The organism is Enterobacter sp. TMH.L2 (assembly GCF_050847315.1).
Taxonomy (GTDB): domain Bacteria; phylum Pseudomonadota; class Gammaproteobacteria; order Enterobacterales; family Enterobacteriaceae; genus Cedecea.
The window spans coordinates 4,514,513-4,540,561 of sequence record NZ_CP193791.1 but is presented as its reverse complement, the minus strand read 5'-3'; the positions used below and the strand labels follow the sequence as shown (position 1 = coordinate 4,540,561).

At 53.1% G+C, this 26,049-nt stretch carries 17 protein-coding genes, 3 tRNA genes, 3 rRNA genes and 1 riboswitch; of the genes, 17 read left to right on the top strand and 6 right to left on the bottom strand.

The window, feature by feature from the left end; genetic code table 11:
* Nucleotides 1-280: 280 nt before the first annotated feature.
* Nucleotides 281-2,932 carry a phosphoenolpyruvate carboxylase gene (gene ppc / locus ACREYP_RS21740; RefSeq protein WP_166879269.1) on the bottom strand — a complete coding sequence of 884 codons (2,652 nt, stop codon included), beginning with the start codon at nt 2,930-2,932 and terminating at the stop codon, nt 281-283.
* A 235-nt stretch (nt 2,933-3,167) separates the two neighbouring features.
* On the bottom strand, nt 3,168-4,319 hold the full coding sequence (gene argE, locus ACREYP_RS21735) for an acetylornithine deacetylase (protein ID WP_034808745.1): 1,152 nt from the start codon (nt 4,317-4,319) through the stop codon (nt 3,168-3,170).
* Nucleotides 4,320-4,505: 186 nt separating this feature from the next.
* On the opposite strand from argE, the gene argC reads away from it, so the two are divergent.
* The 5 genes from argC to oxyR all read left to right on the top strand — a co-directional run bounded on the left by argC (nt 4,506) and on the right by oxyR (nt 10,163).
* A complete protein-coding gene (argC, locus tag ACREYP_RS21730) occupies nt 4,506-5,510 on the top strand; it encodes an N-acetyl-gamma-glutamyl-phosphate reductase (protein ID WP_008457564.1) in 1,005 nt (334 codons plus the stop codon).
* A 16-nt stretch (nt 5,511-5,526) separates the two neighbouring features.
* Complete coding sequence (gene argB / locus ACREYP_RS21725) at nt 5,527-6,303, top strand: acetylglutamate kinase (RefSeq protein WP_166868990.1); 777 nt, start codon at nt 5,527-5,529, stop codon at nt 6,301-6,303.
* A gap of 30 nt (nt 6,304-6,333) precedes the next feature.
* Nucleotides 6,334-7,551 carry an argininosuccinate synthase gene (locus ACREYP_RS21720; protein WP_008457567.1) on the top strand — a complete coding sequence of 406 codons (1,218 nt, stop codon included), beginning with the start codon at nt 6,334-6,336 and terminating at the stop codon, nt 7,549-7,551.
* Between the two features lie 78 nt (nt 7,552-7,629).
* Nucleotides 7,630-9,003 carry an argininosuccinate lyase gene (gene argH, locus ACREYP_RS21715; protein ID WP_498881044.1) on the top strand — a complete coding sequence of 458 codons (1,374 nt, stop codon included), beginning with the start codon at nt 7,630-7,632 and terminating at the stop codon, nt 9,001-9,003.
* 242 nt (nt 9,004-9,245) lie between these two features.
* On the top strand, nt 9,246-10,163 hold the full coding sequence (gene oxyR, locus ACREYP_RS21710) for a DNA-binding transcriptional regulator OxyR (protein WP_008457571.1): 918 nt from the start codon (nt 9,246-9,248) through the stop codon (nt 10,161-10,163).
* On the opposite strand, the gene sthA is transcribed toward oxyR, so the two are convergent.
* Nucleotides 10,146-11,546, bottom strand: a complete 1,401-nt coding sequence (gene sthA, locus ACREYP_RS21705) for a Si-specific NAD(P)(+) transhydrogenase (RefSeq protein ID WP_008457573.1) — start codon at nt 11,544-11,546, stop codon at nt 10,146-10,148. The two genes, oxyR and sthA, sit on opposite strands and share 18 nt — an antisense overlap.
* A gap of 196 nt (nt 11,547-11,742) precedes the next feature.
* On the opposite strand from sthA, the gene fabR reads away from it, so the two are divergent.
* Both fabR and ACREYP_RS21695 read left to right on the top strand, forming a co-directional pair.
* Entirely contained in the window at nt 11,743-12,384 is a 642-nt protein-coding gene (gene fabR / locus ACREYP_RS21700) for an HTH-type transcriptional repressor FabR (protein WP_039289193.1), read from the top strand.
* Nucleotides 12,385-12,395: 11 nt separating this feature from the next.
* On the top strand, nt 12,396-12,752 hold the full coding sequence (locus tag ACREYP_RS21695; RefSeq protein WP_008457577.1) for a YijD family membrane protein: 357 nt from the start codon (nt 12,396-12,398) through the stop codon (nt 12,750-12,752).
* A gap of 40 nt (nt 12,753-12,792) precedes the next feature.
* Here ACREYP_RS21695 and trmA read toward each other — a convergent pair whose 3' ends face one another.
* Nucleotides 12,793-13,893 (bottom strand): tRNA (uridine(54)-C5)-methyltransferase TrmA, encoded by a 1,101-nt coding sequence (trmA, locus tag ACREYP_RS21690; protein WP_008457579.1) that lies wholly within the window; start codon nt 13,891-13,893, stop codon nt 12,793-12,795.
* A 124-nt stretch (nt 13,894-14,017) separates the two neighbouring features.
* Nucleotides 14,018-14,205, top strand: a riboswitch (cobalamin riboswitch).
* 69 nt (nt 14,206-14,274) lie between these two features.
* Between trmA and btuB the strand changes: the two genes are divergently transcribed.
* The 8 genes from btuB (at nt 14,275) to ACREYP_RS21650 (ending at nt 22,584) form a co-directional block, all read left to right on the top strand.
* A complete protein-coding gene (gene btuB / locus ACREYP_RS21685; RefSeq protein WP_498881409.1) occupies nt 14,275-16,116 on the top strand; it encodes a TonB-dependent vitamin B12 receptor BtuB in 1,842 nt (613 codons plus the stop codon).
* Nucleotides 16,061-16,912, top strand: a complete 852-nt coding sequence (gene murI, locus ACREYP_RS21680; protein ID WP_336819360.1) for a glutamate racemase — start codon at nt 16,061-16,063, stop codon at nt 16,910-16,912. The genes btuB and murI overlap by 56 nt, the downstream gene beginning before the upstream one ends.
* Nucleotides 16,913-17,286: 374 nt before the next feature.
* Nucleotides 17,287-18,826, top strand: a 16S ribosomal RNA gene (locus ACREYP_RS21675).
* A gap of 85 nt (nt 18,827-18,911) precedes the next feature.
* Nucleotides 18,912-18,987 (top strand) — tRNA-Glu (locus ACREYP_RS21670).
* Nucleotides 18,988-19,208: 221 nt separating this feature from the next.
* Nucleotides 19,209-22,115: ribosomal RNA gene (locus ACREYP_RS21665) — 23S ribosomal RNA — on the top strand.
* A gap of 94 nt (nt 22,116-22,209) precedes the next feature.
* A 5S ribosomal RNA gene (gene rrf / locus ACREYP_RS21660) occupies nt 22,210-22,325 on the top strand.
* Together the 16S, 23S and 5S rRNA genes with 3 tRNA genes alongside form the textbook arrangement of a ribosomal RNA operon.
* Nucleotides 22,326-22,380: 55 nt before the next feature.
* Nucleotides 22,381-22,457: transfer RNA gene (locus ACREYP_RS21655), tRNA-Asp, on the top strand.
* Nucleotides 22,458-22,508: 51 nt separating this feature from the next.
* Nucleotides 22,509-22,584, top strand: a tRNA-Trp gene (locus ACREYP_RS21650).
* Between the two features lie 79 nt (nt 22,585-22,663).
* Here the strand turns inward: ACREYP_RS21650 and hdfR are convergent.
* Nucleotides 22,664-23,488, bottom strand: a complete 825-nt coding sequence (gene hdfR, locus ACREYP_RS21645) for an HTH-type transcriptional regulator HdfR (protein ID WP_008455597.1) — start codon at nt 23,486-23,488, stop codon at nt 22,664-22,666.
* A 119-nt stretch (nt 23,489-23,607) separates the two neighbouring features.
* Between hdfR and ACREYP_RS21640 the strand changes: the two genes are divergently transcribed.
* On the top strand, nt 23,608-23,946 hold the full coding sequence (locus ACREYP_RS21640; protein WP_008455591.1) for a MaoP family protein: 339 nt from the start codon (nt 23,608-23,610) through the stop codon (nt 23,944-23,946).
* Nucleotides 23,947-23,970: 24 nt separating this feature from the next.
* Here ACREYP_RS21640 and ACREYP_RS21635 read toward each other — a convergent pair whose 3' ends face one another.
* The gene (locus ACREYP_RS21635; protein WP_008455589.1) at nt 23,971-25,491 is read right to left on the bottom strand and encodes a YifB family Mg chelatase-like AAA ATPase; all 1,521 of its coding nucleotides are present in this window, start codon (nt 25,489-25,491) and stop codon (nt 23,971-23,973) included.
* A gap of 353 nt (nt 25,492-25,844) precedes the next feature.
* On the opposite strand from ACREYP_RS21635, the gene ilvL reads away from it, so the two are divergent.
* On the top strand, nt 25,845-25,943 hold the full coding sequence (ilvL, locus tag ACREYP_RS21630; RefSeq protein WP_071530467.1) for an ilv operon leader peptide: 99 nt from the start codon (nt 25,845-25,847) through the stop codon (nt 25,941-25,943).
* Nucleotides 25,944-26,049: the final 106 nt, after the last annotated feature.

Genomic DNA, 26,049 nt, shown 5'->3' with positions numbered 1-26,049 from the left:
AGTTATGAACGCTACGGTGGCTTGTACTCACGAAAAAAGTCACCCATTGCTGGATGACTTTTGCGCACAATATAGAAAATGTGTCGGAATAATGACAGCGTAATTTCAGGCTTGTTCCGGGGATATTTATACGGCCAATGCTTTTGGTTTTTTGTTGTTTATTTGTTGAAGATGGCGGGGGCAATAAACGTGTTAAGTACGTTGAGTGGCGATGAGCGTTTTCACTAGTTAGAAATAAAAACCCCCGCGTTTGCGGGGGAAATGACAAAGCTAAAAAATCTTAGCCGGTATTACGCATCCCGGCGGCAACCCCGGCGATGGTGACCATCAGGGCTTGCTCTACGCGGGCATCAGGCGCTTCGCCTTTCTCTTCCGATTGGCGCGAGCGGTGCAGCAGTTCGGCCTGCAGGACGTTCAGCGGATCGGTATAGATATTACGCAGGGTAATCGACTCGGCAATCCACGGTAAATCTTCCATCAGGTGTGAGTCGTTGGCGATATCCAGCACGACTTTGATGTCGGCTTCCAGCTGGTCACGTAGTTGTTTGCCCAGTTTCCACAGCTCTGGCTTCACCAGGCGCTGATCGTAGTATTCCGCCAGCCAAAGGTCGGCTTTGGCAAACACCATCTCCAGCATGCCAAGGCGAGTGGAGAAGAACGGCCAGTCGCGGCACATTGTTTCCAGCTCGCTTTGCTTGCCTTCTTCCACGACCTTTTGCAGCGCCGCGCCTGCGCCCAGCCAGGCCGGCAGCATCAGGCGGTTTTGGGTCCAGGCGAAGATCCACGGGATCGCACGTAAAGATTCTACCCCGCCGTTTGGACGACGTTTAGCTGGGCGAGAGCCCAACGGCAGTTTGCCCAATTCCAGCTCCGGCGTGGCGGAACGGAAATACGGCACGAAGTCTGTGTTCTCGCGAATATAGCCGCGATACATCTCGCAGGACGTCGCAGAAAGTGAGTTCATGATCTGAATCCACTCTTTCTTCGGCTCTGGCGGCGGCAGCAGGTTAGCTTCAAGGATCGCGCTGGTGTAGAGCGACAGGCTGCTGATGGTGATTTCTGGCAGGCCGTATTTAAAGCGAATCATCTCACCTTGCTCGGTGACGCGCAGGCCACCTTTCAGGCTGCCTGGTGGCTGAGAAAGCAGAGCTGCGTGCGCTGGCGCACCGCCACGGCCAATGGAGCCGCCGCGCCCGTGGAATAACGTCAGGGCGATACCGGCTTTCTCACAGGTTTTGATCAGCGCATCTTGCGCTTCATATTGCGCCCAGGATGCGGCCATCACGCCAGCATCTTTCGCCGAGTCGGAATAGCCAATCATCACCATCTGTTTGCCCTGGATAAAGCCACGGTACCAGTCGATATTCAGCAACTGGGTCATGACGTCGTCGGCGTTATTCAGGTCGTCGAGGGTTTCAAACAGTGGCGCAACCGGCAGGGCGAAGGTACAGCCCGCTTCTTTCAGCAGCAGGTGAACGGCCAGCACGTCTGACGGCGTCTTGGCCATCGAAATAACGTAGGCAGCAATGGAACCGCGTGGCGCTTCGGCTACCACTTTGCAGGTTTCCAGCACTTCCTGAGTGTCAGCGCTTGGCTCCCACTGGCGAGGCAGCAGAGGGCGCTTGGAGTTCAGTTCGCGGATCAGGAAGGCTTGTTTATCAGCCTCTGACCAGCTTTCGTAGTCGCCGATGCCAAGATAGCGGGTCATTTCGCCCAGCGCTTCGCTGTGGCGCGTGCTTTCCTGGCGAATATCAATGCGTACCAGCGGCACGCCGAAGCATTTCACGCGGCGCAGGGTGTCCAGCAACTGCCCGTTAGCGATGATGCCCATGCCGCAGGCCTGCAGGGATTGATAACAGGCGTAGAGCGGATCCCAAAGCTGCTCGTTTTGAATGAGCAGACCTTCCGGCTTCGGCAGACGCTGGCCTTTCAGGCGGGCTTCAAGCCAGGCCTGGGTGGAGAGCAACTGCTGGCGCAGGCCTTTCATGATGTGGCGGTAAGGTTCCTGGCCCGCATCCGGCCCTGCCAGTTCGCTAAGCTCCGCCGTGCACTCCACCATCGACAGCTCGGAAACCAGGACCGCGATATCGCGCAGGAACAGGTCGGTGGCTTTCCAGCGGCTGAGAAGCAGGACGTGACGGGTGATTTCGGACGTTACGTTCGGGTTGCCGTCGCGGTCGCCGCCCATCCAGGAGGTAAAGCGTACCGGGACGAAGTCCACCGGCAGTTTGTAATTCAGATTCTCTTCGAGCTGTTCGTTAAGCTCACGCAGGTAGTTTGGCACCCCTTCCCACAGACTGTTTTCTACCACCGCGAAGCCCCATTTGGCTTCGTCGACCGGGGAAGGGCGATGCTTACGAATTTCGTCGGTATGCCATGCCTGAGCAACCAGCTGACGCAGGCGGCGCATGATTTGGTTGCGCTCGTAGTCGGCGAGATCGCTGTGGTCGAGCTGCTTCAGACAGCTGTTCACTTCGACCAGTTTATGAATCAGGGTACGGCGAGTGATCTCGGTAGGGTGAGCGGTGAGCACCAGCTCCAGAGAGAGAGACTCAACGGCTGCCCGAATGTCTGCTTCGCTGATGCCCGGCTGACTTTTCAGTTTTTGCAGCGTTTTAGCGATGACTTCTGGGTTGCTGGCCGCTTCGCCCGTCGCGGAGATGCTGTGGTACTGCTCTGCGGTGTTGGCAAGATTAAGAAACTGGCTAAAGGCGCGGGCGACGGGGAGCAGTTCATCATTTGAGAGGTTCTGCAGCGTGCTCAGCAGCTCCTGACGATTGGCTTCATTACCGGCGCGGGAGGACTTGGATAACTTACGGATCGTTTCTACGCGGTCGAGGATATTTTCTCCCAGCGCATCTTTGATGGTATCTCCGAGCAGTTTTCCGAGCATGCTGACATTACTTCGCAAAGCAGAATAGCGTTCGTTCATATGACTCCAGCCCAATCTATTATGTAACTTAATTTCACCCGTGAAGGTTCAACACCGCCTTTTATAAAGCCACGTCATAAACCATTCGTCAATTGCTACGAAATCGTTTCAGCAAACGAGGAAATGACGCGAATTTATGAAATTTAATTACCAACTTCGCATATAAGCATTTCTTATAGGAATACTGATTATTCCAGATTAAAAAGGGGGGAAAACCCCCTTTTACCGCGATTAATTAATGCCAACAAAAATGATGCACTACCTGAGTAATTAACTCCCGGGTTGGCTTGATGAAGCGGGTATCGATGTATTCATCCGGCTGGTGAGCCTGGTTGATGGAGCCAGGACCAAGCACCAGCGTTGGGCATACGGTCTGGATAAACGGTGCTTCGGTGCAGTAGTTCACCACTTCCGTTTGCGCGCCGAGCAGTTTCTCAACGACCTGCACGAGCTGGTGGTCCGGCGGGCATTCGTAGCCTGGGATCGGCGGATGAAGTTCAGAGACCGTCAGGCGACCAGGCCAGCGCTGGCTTACCGGTTCTAATGCTTCGGTCAGTAAACCGTTCAGATCGTTTAATGTCATACCCGGCAGCGGGCGAATATCCATGTGAAGTTCGCAACATGCACAAATGCGGTTTGCCGCGTCGCCGCCGTTAATGTGCCCTAAGTTGAGGGTTGGATACGGCACGGTGAAGGCGTCATGGTGATAGCGATCTTTCAGCGTATTGCGCAGCGTGAGAATGTGGCCGATGGCATCATGCATCAGTTCAATGGCGTTAACGCCGCGCGCCGGATCGCTCGAGTGGCCGGACTGCCCCAGAATACGAATGGCGTTAGACAAGTGTCCTTTGTGCGCACGTACCGGCTGTAGCGATGTCGGTTCACCGATGATCGCACAGTCCGGGCGAAGCGAGGTTGTTTCAGCGAAATAGCGTGCACCTGCCATGGTGGTCTCTTCATCGGCGGTGGCCAATATGTAGAGCGGCTTTTTCAGGGTTGTCACATCCACGTCGCGCAGGGCATCCAGAATGAACGCGAAGAACCCTTTCATGTCGGCGGTACCCAGGCCGTAAAGCTTGTTGTCGTGCTCGGTCAGGGTAAACGGGTCCCGCGTCCAGCGGCCATCGTCGAACGGCACAGTATCGGTGTGCCCTGCCAGTAACAGGCCGCCAGCGCCCTGGCCGCTGCTCGCCAGCATATTGAATTTATTGCGAGTGCCTGGCACAGGCTGAATTTCGACGTTAAAACCGAGGTCGCGGAACCAGCCCGCCAGTAAATTGATTAAAGACTCATTGCTTTGATCCAGCGCGCTGTCGGTGGCGCTGATGGAAGGTGTCGCGATCAGAGCGCGGTAGATCTCGATAAAAGGCGGTAATTTCATCTTCACTGTTGACAGGCCTTAGGTTAGGATAGTATCAATATTCATGCATTAATTGTGAATAAAAATACAATAACGTTGAGCGTAAAGGAACAGTTAAGCGTTCCGGTGAATAAAAAACCACGCTAACGGACGTGGGTGAAAGCGTCAGGCTGGCACTCTGAGCAGACCGAAAAGACAAGGTGAACGACCCAGATGTTGAATACGCTGATTGTGGGTGCAAGCGGTTATGCAGGCGCAGAGCTTGTAAGCTATTTGAATCGCCATCCTGATATGAACATAACCGCTTTGACGGTTTCAGCGCAAAGTTCAGATGCAGGAAAATTGATATCTGATTTGCATCCGCAGTTAAAGGGCATTGTTGATCTGCCGCTGCAGGCGATGTCCGACATCAGCGAGTTCAGCGAGGGTGTGGATGTGGTGTTCCTCGCCACCGCCCACGAAGTCAGCCACGATCTGGCTCCGCAGTTCCTGGCGGCAGGCTGCGTGGTGATCGATCTCTCAGGCGCGTTCCGCGTTAACGACCCGGCGTTCTATGAACGTTATTACGGTTTTACCCATCAGCATCCTGAGCTGCTGGAAAAAGCGGTTTATGGCCTGGCCGAATGGCAGGGTGCTGCGCTCAAAGAGAGCAATTTAATTGCCGTGCCGGGCTGCTATCCGACGGCGTCTCAGCTGGCGCTGAAGCCGCTGATTGATGCCGATCTGCTGGATTTGAACCAGTGGCCGGTGATCAACGCTACCAGCGGCGTCAGCGGTGCCGGGCGCAAGGCCGCGATTTCCAACAGCTTCTGCGAAGTTAGCCTGCAGCCTTACGGCGTGTTTAATCATCGCCATCAACCAGAAATCGCTACCCATCTTGGCGCGTCGGTGATTTTCACCCCGCACCTCGGCAATTTCCCGCGTGGCATTTTGGCGACGATTACCTGTCGCCTGAAAGCTGGCGTTACGCAGCAGCAGATCGCGGAGACGTTTACCCAGGCCTACGGCGACAAGCCGCTGGTTCGCCTGTACGAAAAAGGCGTTCCGGCGCTGAAAAATGTGGTTGGCCTGCCGTTCTGCGACATCGGCTTTGCCGTGCAGGATGAGCACCTGATTGTTGTTGCCACCGAGGATAACCTGCTGAAAGGTGCCGCGGCGCAGGCAGTACAGTGTCTTAATATTCGTTTCGGCTTCGCCGAAACGCAGTCCCTTATTTAACCGTCGGTCGGGTGAAATGATGAATCCTTTAATTATCAAATTGGGCGGCGTGCTGCTGGATAGCGAAGAGGCGTTGGAGCGCCTGTTTACCGCGCTGGTGAACTATCGCCAGTCCCATCAGCGTCCTCTGGTGATTGTTCACGGCGGCGGTTGCCTGGTGGATGAGCTGATGAAGAAGCTGGCGCTGCCGGTACAAAAGAAAAACGGCCTGCGTGTGACGCCTGCCGACCAGATTGACATTATTACCGGTGCGCTGGCGGGCACGGCCAACAAGACGCTGCTGGCCTGGGCGAAGAAGCATGGCATTAACGGCGTTGGCTTGAGCCTCGGTGACGGGGATAGCGTTACGGTGACTCAGCTTGACGAAGCGCTTGGTCACGTCGGCCTGGCTAAACCGGGTTCGCCAAAACTGATTAATACGCTGCTGGAAAACGGCTTCCTGCCGATTGTTAGCTCCATCGGTGTGACCGCTGAAGGCGAGCTGATGAACGTCAATGCGGATCAGGCGGCAACGGCGCTGGCCGCAACGCTCGGCGCGGATTTGATTCTGTTGTCCGACGTGAGCGGTATCCTGGACGGTAAAGGTCAGCGCATCGCTGAGATGACGGCGGCCAAAGCCGAACAGCTGATTGAGCAAGGCATTATCACCGACGGCATGATTGTGAAAGTGAACGCGGCGCTGGATGCGGCCCGTACCCTGGGACGCCCGGTGGATATTGCCTCATGGCGCCACGCGGATCAGCTACCCTCTTTATTCAACGGTGTGGCTATCGGCACCCGGATTCTGGCATAGACAAAGAATAGTTTTAACAAGGACAAGACAATGCAAAATCACGGCATCAAAAAAATCGTTCTCGCATACTCTGGCGGCCTCGACACTTCAGCCATCATTCCATGGCTGAAAGAGAACTACGGCGGCTGCGAAGTGGTCGCCTGCGTGGTGGATATCGGTCAGGATCGTGAAGATCTGAAAGGCGTTGAGCAGAAAGCGCTGCGCTCCGGGGCTTCTGAGTGCTACGTGGTCGATGCGCGTGAAGAGTTTATCAGCGACTATGTTTACCCTGTGCTGCAGACCGGGGCGCTGTACGAAGGAAGCTATCTGCTCGGCACTTCTATGGCGCGTCCGCTGATCGCTAAAGCGCTGGTGGATGTGGCGAATAAAGTGGGCGCAGATGCGCTGTGCCACGGTGCGACCGGTAAAGGTAACGACCAGGTGCGTTTTGAATCTACCTGGGCCGCGCTGGCTCCGCATCTGAAGGTTGTTGCCCCGTGGCGTGAGTGGAACCTGCGTTCCCGTGAAGCGCTGCTCGATTACCTGAAAGAGCGTGATATCCCGACGACTGCCTCACTGGAAAAAATCTACAGCCGTGACGAAAACGCCTGGCACATTTCTACCGAAGGCGGCGTGCTGGAAAGCCCGTGGAATGCCCCGAACAAAGACTGTTGGGTGTGGACCGTTGACCCGCAGGAAGCGCCGGATCAGGCTGAACAGGTCACTGTGACCGTTAAGCAGGGCAAGGTTGTGGCCGTGAACGGCGAAGCGATGAGCCCATTCAAGTGTCTGGAAACCCTGAACGCTATCGGGGCCAGGCACGGTATTGGCCGTATCGATATCGTTGAAAACCGTCTGGTGGGTATTAAGTCTCGTGGTTGCTATGAAACCCCAGGGGGCACCATTATGATGGCTGCTCTGCGTGGCGTTGAGCAGCTGGTGCTGGATCGTGACTCTTTCAAATGGCGTGAGCAGTTGGGTCTCGAAATGTCCTACGTTGTGTACGATGGCCGCTGGTTTGCACCTCTGCGTAAATCTCTGCAGGCATCTGCCGAGTCGCTGGCGGAAGAAGTGAACGGCGAAGTTGTGCTGCAGCTGTATAAAGGCCAGGTGACGGCGATTCAGAAAAAATCCCCGAACAGCCTCTACAGCGAAGAGTTTGCGACCTTTGGCGAAGATGAAGTTTACGATCACAGCCACGCGGGCGGCTTTATCCGTCTGTTCTCGCTCTCTTCCCGTATCCGTGCGCTGAACGAACTTAAGAAGTAATTTTTTACCCTCACGTGTTCCCAGGCCGGGAATGCGTGAGGGGCAAACGAATATCAATATGATGAATGGAGCATGACTATGGCACTTTGGGGTGGGCGTTTTACTCAGGCAGCCGATCAACGGTTTAAGCAATTCAATGACTCTTTACGCTTTGACTATCGCCTGGCTGAGCAAGACATCGTAGGTTCTGTCGCCTGGTCCAAAGCGTTGGTCACCGTGGGCGTGCTGACTGAAGCTGAGCAACAGCAGCTTGAGCAGGCCCTGAAAGTCTTGCTGGAAGAAGTGCAGGTTAACCCGCAGGCTATTCTGGAAAGCGACGCGGAAGATATTCACAGCTGGGTGGAAGGCAAGCTGATCGATAAAGTCGGTGCGCTGGGTAAAAAACTCCACACTGGCCGTAGCCGCAACGATCAGGTCGCCACCGACCTGAAGCTGTGGTGCAAAATGCAAATCAGCGAGCTGCTGGCTGCCACCCGCCAGGTACAGCAAGCATTAATTGAAACAGCCGAAGCCAATCAGGATGCGGTGATGCCGGGTTATACACACCTGCAGCGCGCGCAGCCGGTCACTTTTGCTCACTGGTGCCTGGCGTACTTCGAGATGCTGGCGCGCGATGAAAGCCGTTTACAAAGCACTCTGCAGCGCCTGGACGTCAGCCCGCTGGGCAGCGGCGCGCTGGCAGGCACCGCCTATGAAATTGACCGCGAACAGCTTGCCGGCTGGTTAGGTTTTGCTTCCGCGACCCGCAATAGCCTCGACAGCGTTTCTGACCGCGATCATGTGCTGGAACTGCTGTCCAACGCTTCTATCGGCATGGTTCACCTGTCCCGTTTTGCAGAAGATCTGATCTTCTTCAACACCGGGGAGGCCGGTTTTGTTGAGCTGTCCGATCGCGTGACTTCTGGTTCCTCCCTGATGCCGCAGAAGAAAAACCCGGATGCGCTGGAGCTGATCCGCGGCAAGTGCGGCCGCGTGCAGGGCGCCCTGACCGGCATGATGATGACCCTCAAAGGCCTGCCGCTGGCGTATAACAAAGATATGCAGGAAGACAAAGAAGGCCTGTTCGACGCCCTCGATACCTGGCTTGATTGTCTGCATATGTCCGTGCTGGTGCTGGACGGCATTCAGGTTAAACGTCCTCGCTGCCAGGAAGCCGCTGAGCAAGGCTATGCCAACGCCACCGAGCTGGCGGATTACCTTGTTGCTAAAGGCGTGCCGTTCCGTGAAGCTCACCACATTGTCGGCGAGGCTGTCGTGGAAGCAATTAAACAAGGTAAAGCGCTGGAAGCCTTAACCCTGGCCGACCTGCAGAAATTCAGCGCGGTTATTGGCGACGATGTTTATCCGATTCTGTCGTTGCAATCCTGCCTCGACAAGCGCGCCGCGAAAGGCGGTGTTTCACCTAAGCAGGTTGCTCAGGCTATCGCCGACGCGAAACAGCGCCTGGTCTAATCCCCTCGAAATTTGAACAAAAAAAAGCGGACATACTGTCCGCTAAAAGTTCACGTTGGCTTTAATAATTCGTCAGGTTCAGAGAACAGAGAGTCTCTGCAGCCGCGCGTCGTTCTGGGGTAAGTCAGAGCGATGCGCCTTGCTGTTGCTGGCTATTATTCACCAACATTGCTTGATAGGGATAATCGTTCGTTGCTATGCTATCTATCGCCATGAACTATCGTGGCGCAGGAGGATAGAGAATGAATATTCGAGATCTTGAATACCTGGTGGCGCTGGCCGAGCACCGCCATTTTCGTCGGGCAGCGGATGCCTGTCACGTTAGCCAGCCGACCCTGAGCGGCCAGATTCGCAAGCTGGAAGATGAACTGGGCGTTATGCTGCTGGAGCGTACCAGCCGTAAAGTGCTGTTCACCCAGGCGGGGTTGCTGCTGGTGGATCAGGCGCGGACGGTGCTGCGTGAAGTCAAAGTACTGAAAGAGATGGCAAGCCAGCAGGGCGAAGCCATGTCCGGCCCGCTGCATATTGGCCTGATCCCAACCGTGGGGCCTTACCTGCTGCCGCAAATTATTCCTATGCTGCATCAGACTTTCCCTAAGCTGGAAATGTATCTGCATGAAGCCCAGACCCATCAACTGCTGGCGCAGCTCGACAGCGGCAAGCTGGACTGTGCCATTCTGGCGCTGGTAAAAGAGAGCGAAGCGTTTATCGAGGTGCCGCTGTTTGATGAGCCGATGGTGCTGGCGGTTTATCAGGATCACCCGTGGGCGAACCGTGACCGCGTGCCGATGTCCGATCTGGCCGGTGAAAAGCTGCTGATGCTGGAAGACGGGCACTGCCTGCGCGATCAGGCTATGGGCTTTTGCTTTGAAGCGGGTGCGGATGAAGATACCCATTTCCGGGCAACAAGCTTAGAGACGCTGCGTAACATGGTGGCTGCAGGAAGTGGCATCACGCTTTTGCCAGCCCTGGCTGTGCCGCATGAACGCCAGCGAGACGGCGTAGTTTATCTGCCGTGTTATAAACCAGAACCGCGTCGTACCGTCGGCCTGGTTTATCGTCCGGGATCACCGCTGCGCAGCCGCTATGAGCAGCTGGCAGAGGCCATCCGTACGCAGATGGATGGCCATTTCGACTCAGCGCTAAAACAGGCGATTTAAGCCGTTAAGCGCCGCTACCCGATAGGCTTCCGCCATTGTTGGGTAGTTAAAGGTGGTGTTAACGAAGTACTCAATGGTGTTACCGCCACCTTTCTGCTCCATAATCGCCTGGCCGATGTGAATGATTTCGGCCGCGCGCTCGCCAAAGCAGTGGATCCCCAGAATTTCTTTCGTCTCACGGTGGAACAGAATTTTCAGCGTCCCAACGTTCATACCCACGATTTGCGCCCGCGCGAGATGTTTAAACTGCGCCCGGCCCACTTCGTAAGGTACTTTCATCGAGGTTAGCTGTTGTTCCGTTTTGCCCACGGAGCTGATTTCTGGAATGGTGTAGATGCCGGTCGGAATGTCTTCGATCAGATGCCCCGTGGCTTCCCCTTTCACCAGCGCCTGAGCGGCGATACGGCCTTGATCGTAGGCTGCTGAAGCCAGGCTTGGATAACCGATCACGTCGCCCACCGCGTAAATATGCGGCAGCGCGGTCTGGTACATGCTGTTGACCTTGATGAGTCCACGGCTGTCGGCTTCGAGCCCGATATTTTCCAGCGCCAGTGAATCTGTATTCCCGGTACGTCCGTTGGCGTAAAGCAGGCAATCCGCCTTCACTTTTTTGCCGGACTTCAGAGAAACAATCACGCCGTCGTCCACGCCTTCAATCTTCTCAAACTCTTCGTTGTGGCGAATAACCACGCCGCTGTTCCAGAAGTGATAGGAAAGTGAATCCGACATTTCCTGATCGAGGAAAGCCAGCAGGCGATCGCGAGTGTTGATCAGATCAACTTTGACGTTCATCCCGCGGAAGATCGATGCGTACTCACAGCCGATCACCCCGGCACCATAGATGATCACATGGCGCGGTTCGTGATGCAGGCTGAGAATTGAGTCGCTGTCGTAGATACGTGGGTGGGTAAAATCAACTTCTGGCGGGCGGTAAGGGCGAGAACCGCAGGCAATGACAAACTTCTCGGCGGTGTAGGTTTCGACCGACCCATCGTGGCACAGAAGCTCGACAGTGTGCTCATCCACAAAGTGCGCATCGCCCTGCAGCATCTCGCAGCGGTTACGCTCGTAAAAGCCCTGGCGCATGCGGGTTTGCTGGTTAATCACGCTGTCGGCGTGGTTCAGGATGTCGGCAAAAGAGGAGCGGAGAAGGTGAGTGTGGTCGCTGTAGAGCGGGTTTTGATTGAATTCAATAATGCGGCTGACGGCGTGGCGGAGGGCTTTCGAAGGGATGGTGCCCCAATGGGTGCAACCGCCGCCGACATTGTGGTAGCGCTCAATCACCGCTACCCTGGCTCCTTGTTTCACCAGCCCCATGGCGGCACCTTCGCCTCCGGGACCGGAACCAATCACTATTGCGTCATAATCGTAGGTTTGTGGCATGGTAAGGCTTACCTGTTTTTATACATAAAGGCAACACGATGGTAACATCAACCAGGAATTTCCCCAATTCTCGTTGTGCTTTTTCCCGCCTGGGCAGGTCAATGTTCCGTAAACAATCATTCACAATACACTATAAAAGCGGTAGCTTGATTCTCTGATATAGTTCCAGCTCTGTTTGAAGGATTCAGGCAATATGATGGGTGTAAGAGCGCAACAAAAAGAGAGAACCAGGCGTTCTTTAGTCGAGGCGGCATTTAGCCAGCTAAGCGCCGAAAGAAGCTTTGCCAGCCTGAGCCTGCGTGAAGTTGCCCGCGAAGCCGGTATTGCGCCAACGTCATTTTATCGCCATTTCCGCGATGTTGATGAACTCGGTCTTACAATGGTAGACGAAAGTGGCCTGATGCTGCGGCAGTTAATGCGGCAGGCGCGGCAGCGCATCGCCAAAGGCGGCAGCGTGATCCGTACCTCAGTGTCAACGTTCATGGAGTTTATCGGCAATAACCCTAACGCTTTCCGCCTGTTGTTACGTGAACGTTCAGGCACGTCTGCGGCGTTTCGTGCCGCGGTTGCCCGTGAAATTCAGCACTTTATTGCGGAACTTGCCGACTATTTAGAACTCGAAAATCGCATGCCTCGCAGCTTCACTGAAGCGCAGGCGGAAGCGATGGTCACGATTGTTTTTAGTGCAGGTGCCGAAGCGCTGGACGTTGATATTGAACAGCGTCGCCAGCTCGAAGAGCGACTGGTGTTGCAGCTACGTATGATCTCGAAAGGGGCTTACTACTGGTATCGCCGGGAACAAGAAAAAATGGCACTGGCTCATTTATCCGAAGAGTGAAGGAACGAGCAATGAAACAGTTACAAGATAGAGGTACGCTGGCGCTGGCGTTAATCGCTGGTCTGTCGATTAACGGATCTTTTGCCGCGCTGTTCAGCTCGGTTGTTCCGTTCTCGATATTTCCTATTATTGCTCTGGTGCTGGCGGTTTGTTGCCTGCATCAGCGCTATCAGAACCGTACGATGCCGGTTGGGTTACCGAGCCTTGCTGCAGCCTGTTTTGTGTTAGGTGTGTTGCTTTATAGTTCAGTGGTTCGCGTTGAATACCCGGCGATTGGCTCTAACTTTATCCCTTCGATTCTGTCGGTGGTTGTGCTGTTCTGGATTTTGTTTAAAGTTCGCTCCCGCAAATCAGAAGCGGCTGAGTAAGCCCGATAAATAGCAAAAAGGACGCCGAGGCGTCCTTTTTCTATTTGCGCGTGAGCAGTACGCCGCATTCCATGTGATGCGTGTACGGGAACTGATCAAACAGCGCCAGACGGGTGATGCTGTGAGTCTGGGATAATGTTTCCAGGTTCTCGCACAGCGTCTGTGGATTGCAGGAGATATAAAGGATGTGCGGGTAGGCCTGCACCATTTTTACCGTGTCAGCATCCAGGCCGCTGCGCGGCGGATCGACAAAAATGGTTTCGCACTGATAGCTTTTGAGATCGATTCCCTGCAGGCGGTTAAACTCCCTTACGCCGTTCATCGCCTGGGTAAACTCTTCCGCCGCCATGCGGATAATCTGCACGTTATCAATATTGTTGGCTGCGATGTTGTACTGCGCCGCAGCCACGGACGGTTTAGCGATTTCGGTCGCCAGCACACGGTCGAAGTTGCGGGCCAGAGCCAGCGAGAAGTTGCCGTTCCCGCAGTAGAGTTCCAGCAGGTCGCCGCTTGAATTTTCTGTCGCGCTCAGCGCCCATTCTAGCATCTGAATATTCATGGCCGCGTTTGGCTGAGTGAAGCTGTTCTCAACCTGGCGGTAAATCATCTCTTTACCGGCAACCGGCAGGCGTTCGTCGATAAAATCCTGGTCCAGCTCAATCTTGGTTTTTGTTGCACGGCCAATCAAATGCACGTTAAAGCCGCGGGCGCGCAGGCTGTCGCGCAGCGCCTCGGCATGCTGCTGCCATTCATCATCCAGCTTGCGGTGGTAGAGCAAAGACACCACGGCCTGATTGCTCAGGGTAGTCAGGTAGTCAATCTGGAACAGCTTGTGGCGCAGGGCTGGAATATCGCGGACGCCATCCAGCATAGCTGGCATCAGGGCGTTAATCAGCTCGCTGGCCGCCGGGAAGCTGTTGACCCGGATACGGCTTTTAGTCTGCTGATCGAACATGATGTGATACAGGTCATCACCTTCATGCCAGATGCGGAACTCAGCTCGCATGCGGTAGTGACTTACCGGTGAGCGGAATACCTCCGGGGCCGGTGCGGCAAAAGGCGCCATCATGCCTTCGAGGCGAGTGACTTTTTCCGCCAGTTGCGCGTCGTACTGATCTGTCGGGAGGTGTTCAGGGGTCATGGCTAGCCATCCAGTCGGTCAATGAATACAAACTACGCGGCGATTGTAGGGATTCGACCCGGGATGTCCAGCCCGATCGCGTTAAGAAGTTCAGCCGGAAGTCTGGACATCCGTATAAGCCTAACGGTAGCATGGCTTTTCCGGCCTCCTGAGAGTTAAAAGGGAACCCAGTGTGATTCTGGGGCTGACGCGCAGCGGTAAGGAACGGCAAGATGAACGCATTATGCAGACACTGCTTTCTTATATAAGCGGGAAGTCCTCATCTTAATTAAGCCCCCAAGCCCGAAGACCTGCCGGAACGACGTCGCAAGTGATATGGCTATCGCGTGCTATTTGCCATATCTGCGGCATCCTGGTCGAAAGCGGGTGCTTATATAAATGATGATAAAGAAGGTTTCGCTGTTGACGGCTCTGTCCGCAACGGCTTTTTCAGTTTGGGCGCAGGACAGCAACACTGGCAATACCCTGGTAGTGACTGCGAATCGTTTTCAGCAGCCGGTGAATAGCGTTCTGGCGCCGACGTCGGTGGTTACGCGTGAAGATATCGATCGCTGGCAGTCAAAAGATTTAAACGACGTGATGCGAAGATTGCCGGGCGTGGATATTGCTCAGAACGGCGGCCTTGGTCAAAGTTCCTCGTTGTTTATCCGTGGTACAGAGGCTCGTCATGTGATGGTTCTGATTGATGGTATCCCGGTGCCACGCTCTGGTATCGTCAATACAATAGATATCGGTCAGATCCCCGTCTCATTGGTGCAGCGCATCGAATATATTCGCGGGCCACGCTCTGCAGTGTATGGTTCCGGTGCAATTGGCGGCGTAGTTAACATTATTACGATGACGGATAACGAACGTTCTCAGGTCAATGCGGACGTGGGAACGCATGGTTATCAACAGTACGATGGCACCTTTAATCATCGCTTCGGTGATACGGTGGTGACTGCCGCGGGGGCATACCAAACAACAAAGGGCTTTAATATTCAGCCTAACTCTCCATATAGCGGTGACAGAGATCGCGATGGATATAGAAATTCATTGTTCTGGGGCGGTATTCAGCACAAGTTTAACGATAATTTCTCCGGTTTTTTCCGCAGCTATGGTTACTCGGCGAATGCCGATTACGATCAAGGATCCTGGGGCTATGCTGGTGGTAATGATGAACACCAGAATGATACCCAATCATGGGATACCGGTCTGCATTTCAACTCTGGCGACTATTCTTCTCAACTGGTGGCTAACTATCAGCGCATCAAAGATTACAACTACAGCAGTCTGAATGGACGCTATGCGCCAGGCTCAACGCTGGATAATACGGAACAGCGCTATATTCAGTGGGGCAACAATATTGCCGTTGGCCACGGGGCCGTTAGCGGCGGTGTTGACTGGAAGCAAGAGAAGCTTCAATCAAGCGGTACAACCAGCACCGATGTCTACAAGCGTGATACCACTGGGCTGTATCTCACCGGGCAGCAGCAAATAGACAGTGTGACGCTGGAAGCTTCCGGGCGTGAAGACCATGACCAGCAGTTTGGTTGGCACGGTACCTGGCAAACGGCCGCTGGATGGGAATTTGTTGATGGCTACCGCGCGACGTTGTCCTACGGCACGGGTTTCCTGGCTCCGTCGCTTGGAGAGCAATTTGGCGCTGAACGTTTTGGTATTGCCTCTAACCCTAACCTGAAGCCGGAAGAGTCAAAGCAGTGGGAAGCAGGACTAGAAGGACTGAGCGGCCCAGTTGACTGGCGTCTTTCTGCGTATCGCTATGAGATTCAAAACCTCATCAGCTTCAACAATAATGCTTATTACAATGTTAAGGCGGCGACGATTAAAGGAGTGGAGTGGACGGGTAATGTGACGACAGGTCCGATCGATCACCACCTTACATTGCAATATGTAGATCCACGAGATGATGAAACGAATAAAGTCCTCTACCGCCGGGCGAAGCAGCAGGTGAAATATGAAGTCACTGGACAAGTCTACGATTTAGGATGGAATGTCGCTTACCAGTACATTGGGCAGCGCTACGATAACGACTTTGATAATGGACGTGATGTAAAAATGGGTGGGGTTAGCCTGTGGGATGTTGGTTTGTCTTATCCGGTCACCTCACATCTTACAGTTCGTGGTAAAATAGCTAACCTGTTCGATAAAGATTACGAGACGGTTTATGGCTACCATACTGCAGGACGGGAATACACCTTGTCTGGCAGCTACACCTTCTGATGCACATCCCACCGTGCTGGTTTTTGACTCCGGCGTTGGTGGGCTGTCCGTCTACAATGAGATTCGGCAGCTTCTGCCGGATCTTCATTACATCTACGCCTTCGATAACATGGCGTTTCCATACGGCGAAAAGAGCGAAGAGTTTATCGTCGACCGGGTGGTCTCAATAGTGACTGCTGTCCAGCAGCATTATCCTTTAGCCCTCGCTGTTATTGCCTGTAATACCGCAAGCACTGTTTCCCTCCCTGCTTTACGCGAAAAGTTCGACTTCCCTGTTGTTGGCGTTGTGCCTGCGATTAAACCGGCTGCGCGTTTGACGACAAATGGGGTTGTGGGTCTGTTGGCAACACGCGGCACGGTCAAGCGTCCTTATACCCACGAGCTTATCTCCCGATTTGCTACCGAATGCAAAATTGAGATGCTGGGGTCTGCCGAACTGGTGGAGCTGGCGGAGGCGAAGCTTCATGGTGAGCCTGTACCGCTGGACGAGCTGCGTAAAATCCTGCGGCCGTGGTTACGGATGTCGGAGCCGCCGGATACCGTTGTATTAGGCTGCACGCATTTCCCTTTATTACAGGAAGAACTGTTGGAAGTGTTACCTGAGGGGACGAGGCTGATCGATTCCGGTGCCGCGATTGCAAGGCGTACCGTTTGGTTACTGGAACATGAAGCGCCTGAAGCGGCGTCTGCAGATCCGAATATTGCCTATTGTATGGCATTCACGCCTGAAACTGCGCAATTAATGCCCGTTTTACAACGTTACGGCTTTGAAAGGCTCGAAAAACTGGCACTTTAGTGCCATTTTGAGTAAAAAAACGACGCTTGAAAGTTTTTTTCAAATTAGGGGTTGTCAGGCTCTGAGAACTCCCTATAATGCGCCTCCACTGACACGGCGAAGCGGCTTCGAAAGCGGCTTCACAACCCGGTAGTCAGTCAGACGAAAGCGAAAATAAACGCTTGACTCTGAAAGAGGAAAGCGTATTATACGCCACCTCGAGTTAGCAAGCGAAAGCGACTGACTCACTGCTCTTTAACAATTTATCAGACAATCTGTGTGGGCACTCGCAGGATTGATATCTCAGCATCTTCGGATGCAAACAAATATCAAGTCTTGAAGAGTGACTACTGATTTTATAAACAGTTTTAATTCTTTGAGCATCAAACACTTTTAAATTGAAGAGTTTGATCATGGCTCAGATTGAACGCTGGCGGCAGGCCTAACACATGCAAGTCGAGCGGTAACACGGGGAGCTTGCTCCTGGGTGACGAGCGGCGGACGGGTGAGTAATGTCTGGGGATCTGCCTGATGGAGGGGGATAACTACTGGAAACGGTAGCTAATACCGCATAACGTCGCAAGACCAAAGAGGGGGACCTTCGGGCCTCTTGCCATCAGATGAACCCAGATGGGATTAGCTAGTAGGTGGGGTAATGGCTCACCTAGGCGACGATCCCTAGCTGGTCTGAGAGGATGACCAGCCACACTGGAACTGAGACACGGTCCAGACTCCTACGGGAGGCAGCAGTGGGGAATATTGCACAATGGGCGCAAGCCTGATGCAGCCATGCCGCGTGTATGAAGAAGGCCTTCGGGTTGTAAAGTACTTTCAGCGAGGAGGAAGGCATTAAGGTTAATAACCTTAGTGATTGACGTTACTCGCAGAAGAAGCACCGGCTAACTCCGTGCCAGCAGCCGCGGTAATACGGAGGGTGCAAGCGTTAATCGGAATTACTGGGCGTAAAGCGCACGCAGGCGGTTTGTTAAGTCGGATGTGAAATCCCCGGGCTCAACCTGGGAACTGCATTCGAAACTGGCAAGCTTGAGTCTTGTAGAGGGGGGTAGAATTCCAGGTGTAGCGGTGAAATGCGTAGAGATCTGGAGGAATACCGGTGGCGAAGGCGGCCCCCTGGACAAAGACTGACGCTCAGGTGCGAAAGCGTGGGGAGCAAACAGGATTAGATACCCTGGTAGTCCACGCCGTAAACGATGTCGACTTGGAGGTTGTGCCCTTGAGGCGTGGCTTCCGGAGCTAACGCGTTAAGTCGACCGCCTGGGGAGTACGGCCGCAAGGTTAAAACTCAAATGAATTGACGGGGGCCCGCACAAGCGGTGGAGCATGTGGTTTAATTCGATGCAACGCGAAGAACCTTACCTACTCTTGACATCCAGAGAACTTTCCAGAGATGGATTGGTGCCTTCGGGAACTCTGAGACAGGTGCTGCATGGCTGTCGTCAGCTCGTGTTGTGAAATGTTGGGTTAAGTCCCGCAACGAGCGCAACCCTTATCCTTTGTTGCCAGCGGTTCGGCCGGGAACTCAAAGGAGACTGCCAGTGATAAACTGGAGGAAGGTGGGGATGACGTCAAGTCATCATGGCCCTTACGAGTAGGGCTACACACGTGCTACAATGGCGCATACAAAGAGAAGCGACCTCGCGAGAGCAAGCGGACCTCATAAAGTGCGTCGTAGTCCGGATTGGAGTCTGCAACTCGACTCCATGAAGTCGGAATCGCTAGTAATCGTAGATCAGAATGCTACGGTGAATACGTTCCCGGGCCTTGTACACACCGCCCGTCACACCATGGGAGTGGGTTGCAAAAGAAGTAGGTAGCTTAACCTTCGGGAGGGCGCTTACCACTTTGTGATTCATGACTGGGGTGAAGTCGTAACAAGGTAACCGTAGGGGAACCTGCGGTTGGATCACCTCCTTACCTAATAGATACAACCCGCGTAGTGCTCACACAGATTGTCTGATAGATGTAGAGAAGCAAGGCGTCTTGCGATTGAGACTTCAGTGTCCCCTTCGTCTAGAGGCCCAGGACACCGCCCTTTCACGGCGGTAACAGGGGTTCGAATCCCCTAGGGGACGCCACTTGCTGGTATGTAAGTGAAAGTTGCGTGCCGAACTATCTCAAAGCTGACTTGAAAGAGTCATGTTTGAGATATTTGCTCTTTAACAATCCGGAACAAGCTGAAAATTGAAACGACATGTCGTCTTATTCTTCCGTAATAAAGAATGAGGTTAAGACATGTTCGAGTCTCTCAAATTTTCACAACAGCGATTGTGTCTTACGAGACACCTTCGGGTTGTGAGGTTAAGCGACTAAGCGTACACGGTGGATGCCCTGGCAGTCAGAGGCGATGAAGGACGTGCTAATCTGCGATAAGCGTCGGTAAGGTGATATGAACCGTTATAGCCGGCGATTTCCGAATGGGGAAACCCAGTGTGATCCGTCACACTATCATTACGTGAATACATAGCGTAATGAAGCGAACCGGGGGAACTGAAACATCTAAGTACCCCGAGGAAAAGAAATCAACCGAGATTCCCCCAGTAGCGGCGAGCGAACGGGGAGCAGCCCAGAACCTGAATCAGTTTGTGTGTTAGTGGAAGCGTCTGGAAAGTCGCAGGGTACAGGGTGATACTCCCGTACACTAAAATGCACATACTGTGAGTTCGAAGAGTAGGGCGGGACACGTGGTATCCTGTCTGAATATGGGGGGACCATCCTCCAAGGCTAAATACTCCTGACTGACCGATAGTGAACCAGTACCGTGAGGGAAAGGCGAAAAGAACCCCGGCGAGGGGAGTGAAAAAGAACCTGAAACCGTGTACGTACAAGCAGTGGGAGCCTCTTTATGGGGTGACTGCGTACCTTTTGTATAATGGGTCAGCGACTTATATTCTGTAGCAAGGTTAACCGTATAGGGGAGCCGCAGGGAAACCGAGTCTTAACTGGGCGTTAAGTTGCAGGGTATAGACCCGAAACCCGGTGATCTAGCCATGGGCAGGTTGAAGGTTGGGTAACACTAACTGGAGGACCGAACCGACTAATGTTGAAAAATTAGCGGATGACTTGTGGCTGGGGGTGAAAGGCCAATCAAACCGGGAGATAGCTGGTTCTCCCCGAAAGCTATTTAGGTAGCGCCTCGTGAACTCATCTTCGGGGGTAGAGCACTGTTTCGGCTAGGGGGCCATCCCGGCTTACCAACCCGATGCAAACTACGAATACCGAAGAATGTTATCACGGGAGACACACGGCGGGTGCTAACGTCCGTCGTGAAGAGGGAAACAACCCAGACCGCCAGCTAAGGTCCCAAAGTCATGGTTAAGTGGGAAACGATGTGGGAAGGCACAGACAGCCAGGATGTTGGCTTAGAAGCAGCCATCATTTAAAGAAAGCGTAATAGCTCACTGGTCGAGTCGGCCTGCGCGGAAGATGTAACGGGGCTAAACCATGCACCGAAGCTGCGGCAGCGACACTATGTGTTGTTGGGTAGGGGAGCGTTCTGTAAGCCGTCGAAGGTGAACTGTGAGGTTTGCTGGAGGTATCAGAAGTGCGAATGCTGACATAAGTAACGATAAAGCGGGTGAAAAGCCCGCTCGCCGGAAGACCAAGGGTTCCTGTCCAACGTTAATCGGGGCAGGGTGAGTCGACCCCTAAGGCGAGGCCGAAAGGCGTAGTCGATGGGAAACAGGTTAATATTCCTGTACTCGGTGTTACTGCGAAGGGGGGACGGAGAAGGCTATGTTAGCCGGGCGACGGTTGTCCCGGTTTAAGCATGTAGGCGGAGCGTTTAGGTAAATCCGGACGCTTATCAAACGCTGAGGTGTGATGACGAGGCACTACGGTGCTGAAGTAACAAATGCCCTGCTTCCAGGAAAAGCCTCTAAGCATCAGGTAACATTGAATCGTACCCCAAACCGACACAGGTGGTCAGGTAGAGAATACCAAGGCGCTTGAGAGAACTCGGGTGAAGGAACTAGGCAAAATGGTGCCGTAACTTCGGGAGAAGGCACGCTGTCATCAGGTGAAGCCCCTCGCGGGTGGAGCTGAAGGCAGTCGAAGATACCAGCTGGCTGCAACTGTTTATTAAAAACACAGCACTGTGCAAACACGAAAGTGGACGTATACGGTGTGACGCCTGCCCGGTGCCGGAAGGTTAATTGATGGGGTTATCCGCAAGGAGAAGCTCTTGATCGAAGCCCCGGTAAACGGCGGCCGTAACTATAACGGTCCTAAGGTAGCGAAATTCCTTGTCGGGTAAGTTCCGACCTGCACGAATGGCGTAATGATGGCCAGGCTGTCTCCACCCGAGACTCAGTGAAATTGAAATCGCTGTGAAGATGCAGTGTACCCGCGGCAAGACGGAAAGACCCCGTGAACCTTTACTATAGCTTGACACTGAACATTGAGCCTTGATGTGTAGGATAGGTGGGAGGCTTTGAAGCGTGGACGCCAGTCTGCGTGGAGCCAACCTTGAAATACCACCCTTTAATGTTTGATGTTCTAACGTAGACCCGTGATCCGGGTTGCGGACAGTGTCTGGTGGGTAGTTTGACTGGGGCGGTCTCCTCCTAAAGCGTAACGGAGGAGCACGAAGGTTAGCTAATCACGGTCGGACATCGTGAGGTTAGTGCAAAGGCATAAGCTAGCTTGACTGCGAGAGTGACGGCTCGAGCAGGTGCGAAAGCAGGTCTTAGTGATCCGGTGGTTCTGAATGGAAGGGCCATCGCTCAACGGATAAAAGGTACTCCGGGGATAACAGGCTGATACCGCCCAAGAGTTCATATCGACGGCGGTGTTTGGCACCTCGATGTCGGCTCATCACATCCTGGGGCTGAAGTAGGTCCCAAGGGTATGGCTGTTCGCCATTTAAAGTGGTACGCGAGCTGGGTTTAGAACGTCGTGAGACAGTTCGGTCCCTATCTGCCGTGGGCGCTGGAGAATTGAGGGGGGCTGCTCCTAGTACGAGAGGACCGGAGTGGACGCATCACTGGTGTTCGGGTTGTCATGCCAATGGCATTGCCCGGTAGCTAAATGCGGAAAAGATAAGCGCTGAAAGCATCTAAGCGCGAAACTTGCCCCGAGATGAGTTCTCCCTGACCCTTTAAGGGTCCTGAAGGAACGTTGAAGACTACGACGTTGATAGGCTGGGTGTGTAAGCGTAGCGATACGTTGAGCTAACCAGTACTAATGATCCGTGAGGCTTAACCTTACAACACCGAAGGTGTTTTAGAGACGAAAGATTTTCAGCTTAGTTCAGGATTAAAGCTCATGGTCATAAGAATGACGGTGAGTAACAGAATTTGCCTGGCGGCCGTAGCGCGGTGGTCCCACCTGACCCCATGCCGAACTCAGAAGTGAAACGCCGTAGCGCCGATGGTAGTGTGGGGTCTCCCCATGCGAGAGTAGGGAACTGCCAGGCATCAAATTAAGCAGTAAACCGGGGCAATAAACCGGTGGTTGTAGAAAAATTCGGTGGAGCGGTAGTTCAGTCGGTTAGAATACCTGCCTGTCACGCAGGGGGTCGCGGGTTCGAGTCCCGTCCGTTCCGCCACTTATTAAAATTAAGCCTGCTCTTTAAGCAGGCTTAATAGTAGGAAAATTTAGGGGCGTAGCTCAGTTGGTAGAGCACCGGTCTCCAAAACCGGGTGTCGCGAGTTCGAGTCTCTCCGCCCCTGCCATATATAATCCTTTGCTTAGGCAAAGGATTTTTTTTGTCCAAAATTCCTCTCCTTTATATTCTTAGCTATTAAAAGCGCATTACTGCGCCTTTAATGGTGTCTTCAATAATTCTTTGATAACACTCTGTTTGTCCGTGTTTTGTAACCAGACAGCATACAATGGTCTGGAAAGCGTTGTGCTTTCGGGGACAGGCCAGATCCCGGGCTGTTCTTTTGCCCACTCAATCGGCAGGAAGGTGCAACCGTTAAGTTCAGAGATCAGCTTGCAGGCTATTTTTGCTGAACTGGTAGTTAATACCGGAATATCATCACTTCCAATGAGCTCGGCCTCATGCTGGTGAAAATCCGCACCCCACTCGATGCGTAAATAGTTGAGTGAAGCTTTACGGCTTTCCGCGGCAGGACCATAAAGCCCCATGCTGAAGTAACCTAGCAACTGGCTGGCAAATTCGTCCATTTTTGGCGCTTCAGTTGTGAGCAATAAATCCAGCTGGCGCTCATGAAGCTGTTTAACGAGTGACTGACGTTGTGCAATTCGTGCTTCGAACTGCAGGCCATTATGCTGTTGATAAAGCGCAATGAGCCATTCAGAAAGCATACATTCCCAAAGCGATGCGCTGGCACCAAGCGTGAGCTGATTATGCTGAGAAGTATGTGATACCTCTTTTTTCGCTGCTAACCACGTATTCATCAGGTTTTCTGCGTAGGGCAACAGGCGCTCCCCGGCAGTTGTCAGCCGTATGTTATTGCGGTGGCGGGTAAAAAGGTTTACACCAAGCTGATTTTCGAGCTGTCGGATGCGAAAGCTTACCGCAGACTGCGTCAAATAAAGTGCTTCTGCAGCGCGACCAAAGTGCCGTGTTCTGCTAACTTCCAGGAAGGTTTTAAGTAATTCGGTGTCCACGGCTTACTCCAAAAAATAATTTGTCGTTATGATTTAAATGTTTTGTTTTACACTCTGTCAAGCGTAACTAATACTCCGCGCCATAAATAGCTCGACCAAGAAAATCAGGAGCGTGTAGGATGGCGGAAAGCTTTACGACGACTAATCGGTTTTTCGACAATAAACATTATCCACGTGGGTTTGCTCGTCATGGTGATTTCACCATCAAAGAGGCACAGCTGTTAGAACGTCATGGTTTTGCGTTCAATGAGCTGGATCTCGGTAAGCGCGAACCAGGCACTGAAGAAGAAGTGCAGTTTGTTGCCGTATGCCGTGGTGTGCGCGAGCCTGCTACTGAAGCGGAACGTGTCTGGAGCAAGTACATGTCGCGTATTAAGCGTCCAAAACGTTTTCATACCCTGTCTGGCGGTAAACCGCAGATGGATACGGTTGAAGACTACAGCGATAGTGATGATTAAAAAATGGGGCGAAAGCCCCGTTTTTTATTCTGCCAGTCTGTGCAAATGCAGGAGCAACCGATCAATAGTTCGATAGCTCAGTGCTTCCTGGAGATGTGCCCGAGTAATACTCTCGCAATGCTCGATATCCGCGATGGTACGAGAGACTTTCAGAAGACGTTGCCATGCCCTGACCGACAGGCCCAGTTTGAGTAATGTTTCCTCCAGCCAAACTGCATCATTCGGCACAAGTTCACAGTGTTCGCGGATCTCATGATTGCTGAGTCGGGCATTCAGCTTGTTCTGCCGGGAGAGTTGCCTGTCGCGTGTCTCTATTACCCTTTCCCTTATTCTCTCGCTTTTTTCTTCCTGATGGTTCGTTTTACTCAGCATTCCTGCCGGGAGAAGCGGGATATCCACTGAGAGGTCGAAGCGGTCGAGAAAAGGGCCCGAGAGTCGATTCATATAGCGTAAAGTCTGCTGGGGCGTGGCACGGTTATGTTTGCCTTCATAATGCCCTGTAGGACTGGGATTCATCGCCGCGATAAGCTGAAAATCCGCGGGGTAGGTGATTTTTGCCCGGGTGCGAGAGATATGAATCTCACCTGATTCAATAGGTTCCCTAAGCGAGTCCAGTACGCGGCGCTCAAACTCAGGTAATTCATCCAGAAATAACACGCCGTTGTGCGCTAACGAAATTTCTCCTGGCTGCGGGATAGCCCCGCCGCCCACGACGGAAGTTAACGAGGCACTGTGATGGGGAGCCCTGAACGGACGCTGACGCCAATGGCGATGAAGATGCGAAGATTGTACCAGGCTCAGAATGGCTGCGCTCTGTAATGCTTCAACATCGTTCAAAGGAGGAAGGAGCGTATTGAGCCGGCTCGCCAGCATGGTTTTACCCGTTCCTGGTGGGCCTATCAGTAAGAGGTTATGCCCGCCAGCCGCCGCAATTTCCAGCGCTCGTTTTCCCTGACTTTGCCCAATAATCTCGTTCATGTCTTCCAGGCTATCAGCTTGCCACAGCGCAGGGCTAACCGGGGTGCGGAGGTCGTGTTTTCCTTCCAGCCAGGCGCATACCTCGGTCAGATGCGTGGCCACAAAGCAGCCCGGTTTAGCGATCAGGGCTACTTCTTCTTCATTTTCTGCGGCAACCACGACTTCTCGCCCCGCATTCAAAGCCTCCATAGCGGATGATATGGCCCCAGAAACCCCACGTAGCTCCCCGGTCAGCGCAAGCTCGCCGATAAACTCAAGCTTGGCCAGCTTGGGCGTATTTAGCTGCTCAGAGGCAACCAGCAGCGCCAGAGCAATCGGCAAATCGTATCTGCCACCTTCTTTAGGAAGATCTGCCGGAGCAAGGTTAATAGTGATTTTACGCGCTGGAAATGTGTAGCCGCTATTGATCAATGCGCTTCTGACTCGATCCCGGGCTTCTCTCACGGTAGTTTCAGGCAGGCCGACAAGCGTAAGCCCTGGTAAACCAGCACTGATATGCACTTCAACCGTAACCTGTGGGGCGTGAACGCCGAGTGCTGCTCTGGTATAGACAACCGACAGTGACATTTTTCCTCCGTGAAAAACTTCATTCTGCCGCGCCAATAAAAGATTAAATATTGTTCGTTTTATGCACCGGGAAGTACCTCCCTGACTTTTTTATCCGCTTTCTTTTTTACAGCTCTGGCTGCGAAGCCGATCGCAGAACAATAACTTTTTACTGGTATTACGCAGAAAATATCCTCAGCAGACCAGTTTTATGAATTATTTTCACTTTCTCGTTATGCACTGAAATTAAATAGTTTTTATGCTAATTAATTTCAACGGCGATCTTTTCGTCATAAAAAAATATTGTGCTTTACGTCAACTCTGTGATAACTCTGTAGGCATTACTTCGAACTAGACGTTAGAACATACAGAAAATGACAGCCCTTCTACGAGTGATTAGCCTGGTCGTGATTAGCGTGGTGGTGATTATTATCCCACCGTGCGGGGCTGCACTTGGAGAAAGAAAGGCTTAAAAATCAAGCCTGAATCGAAAAGAACCCCCGCACCGAAAGGTCCGGGGGTTTTTTGTTGACTGAAGAATGTGAAGCGAGGAACAGAGTATGTGTTGCAGAATAAAAT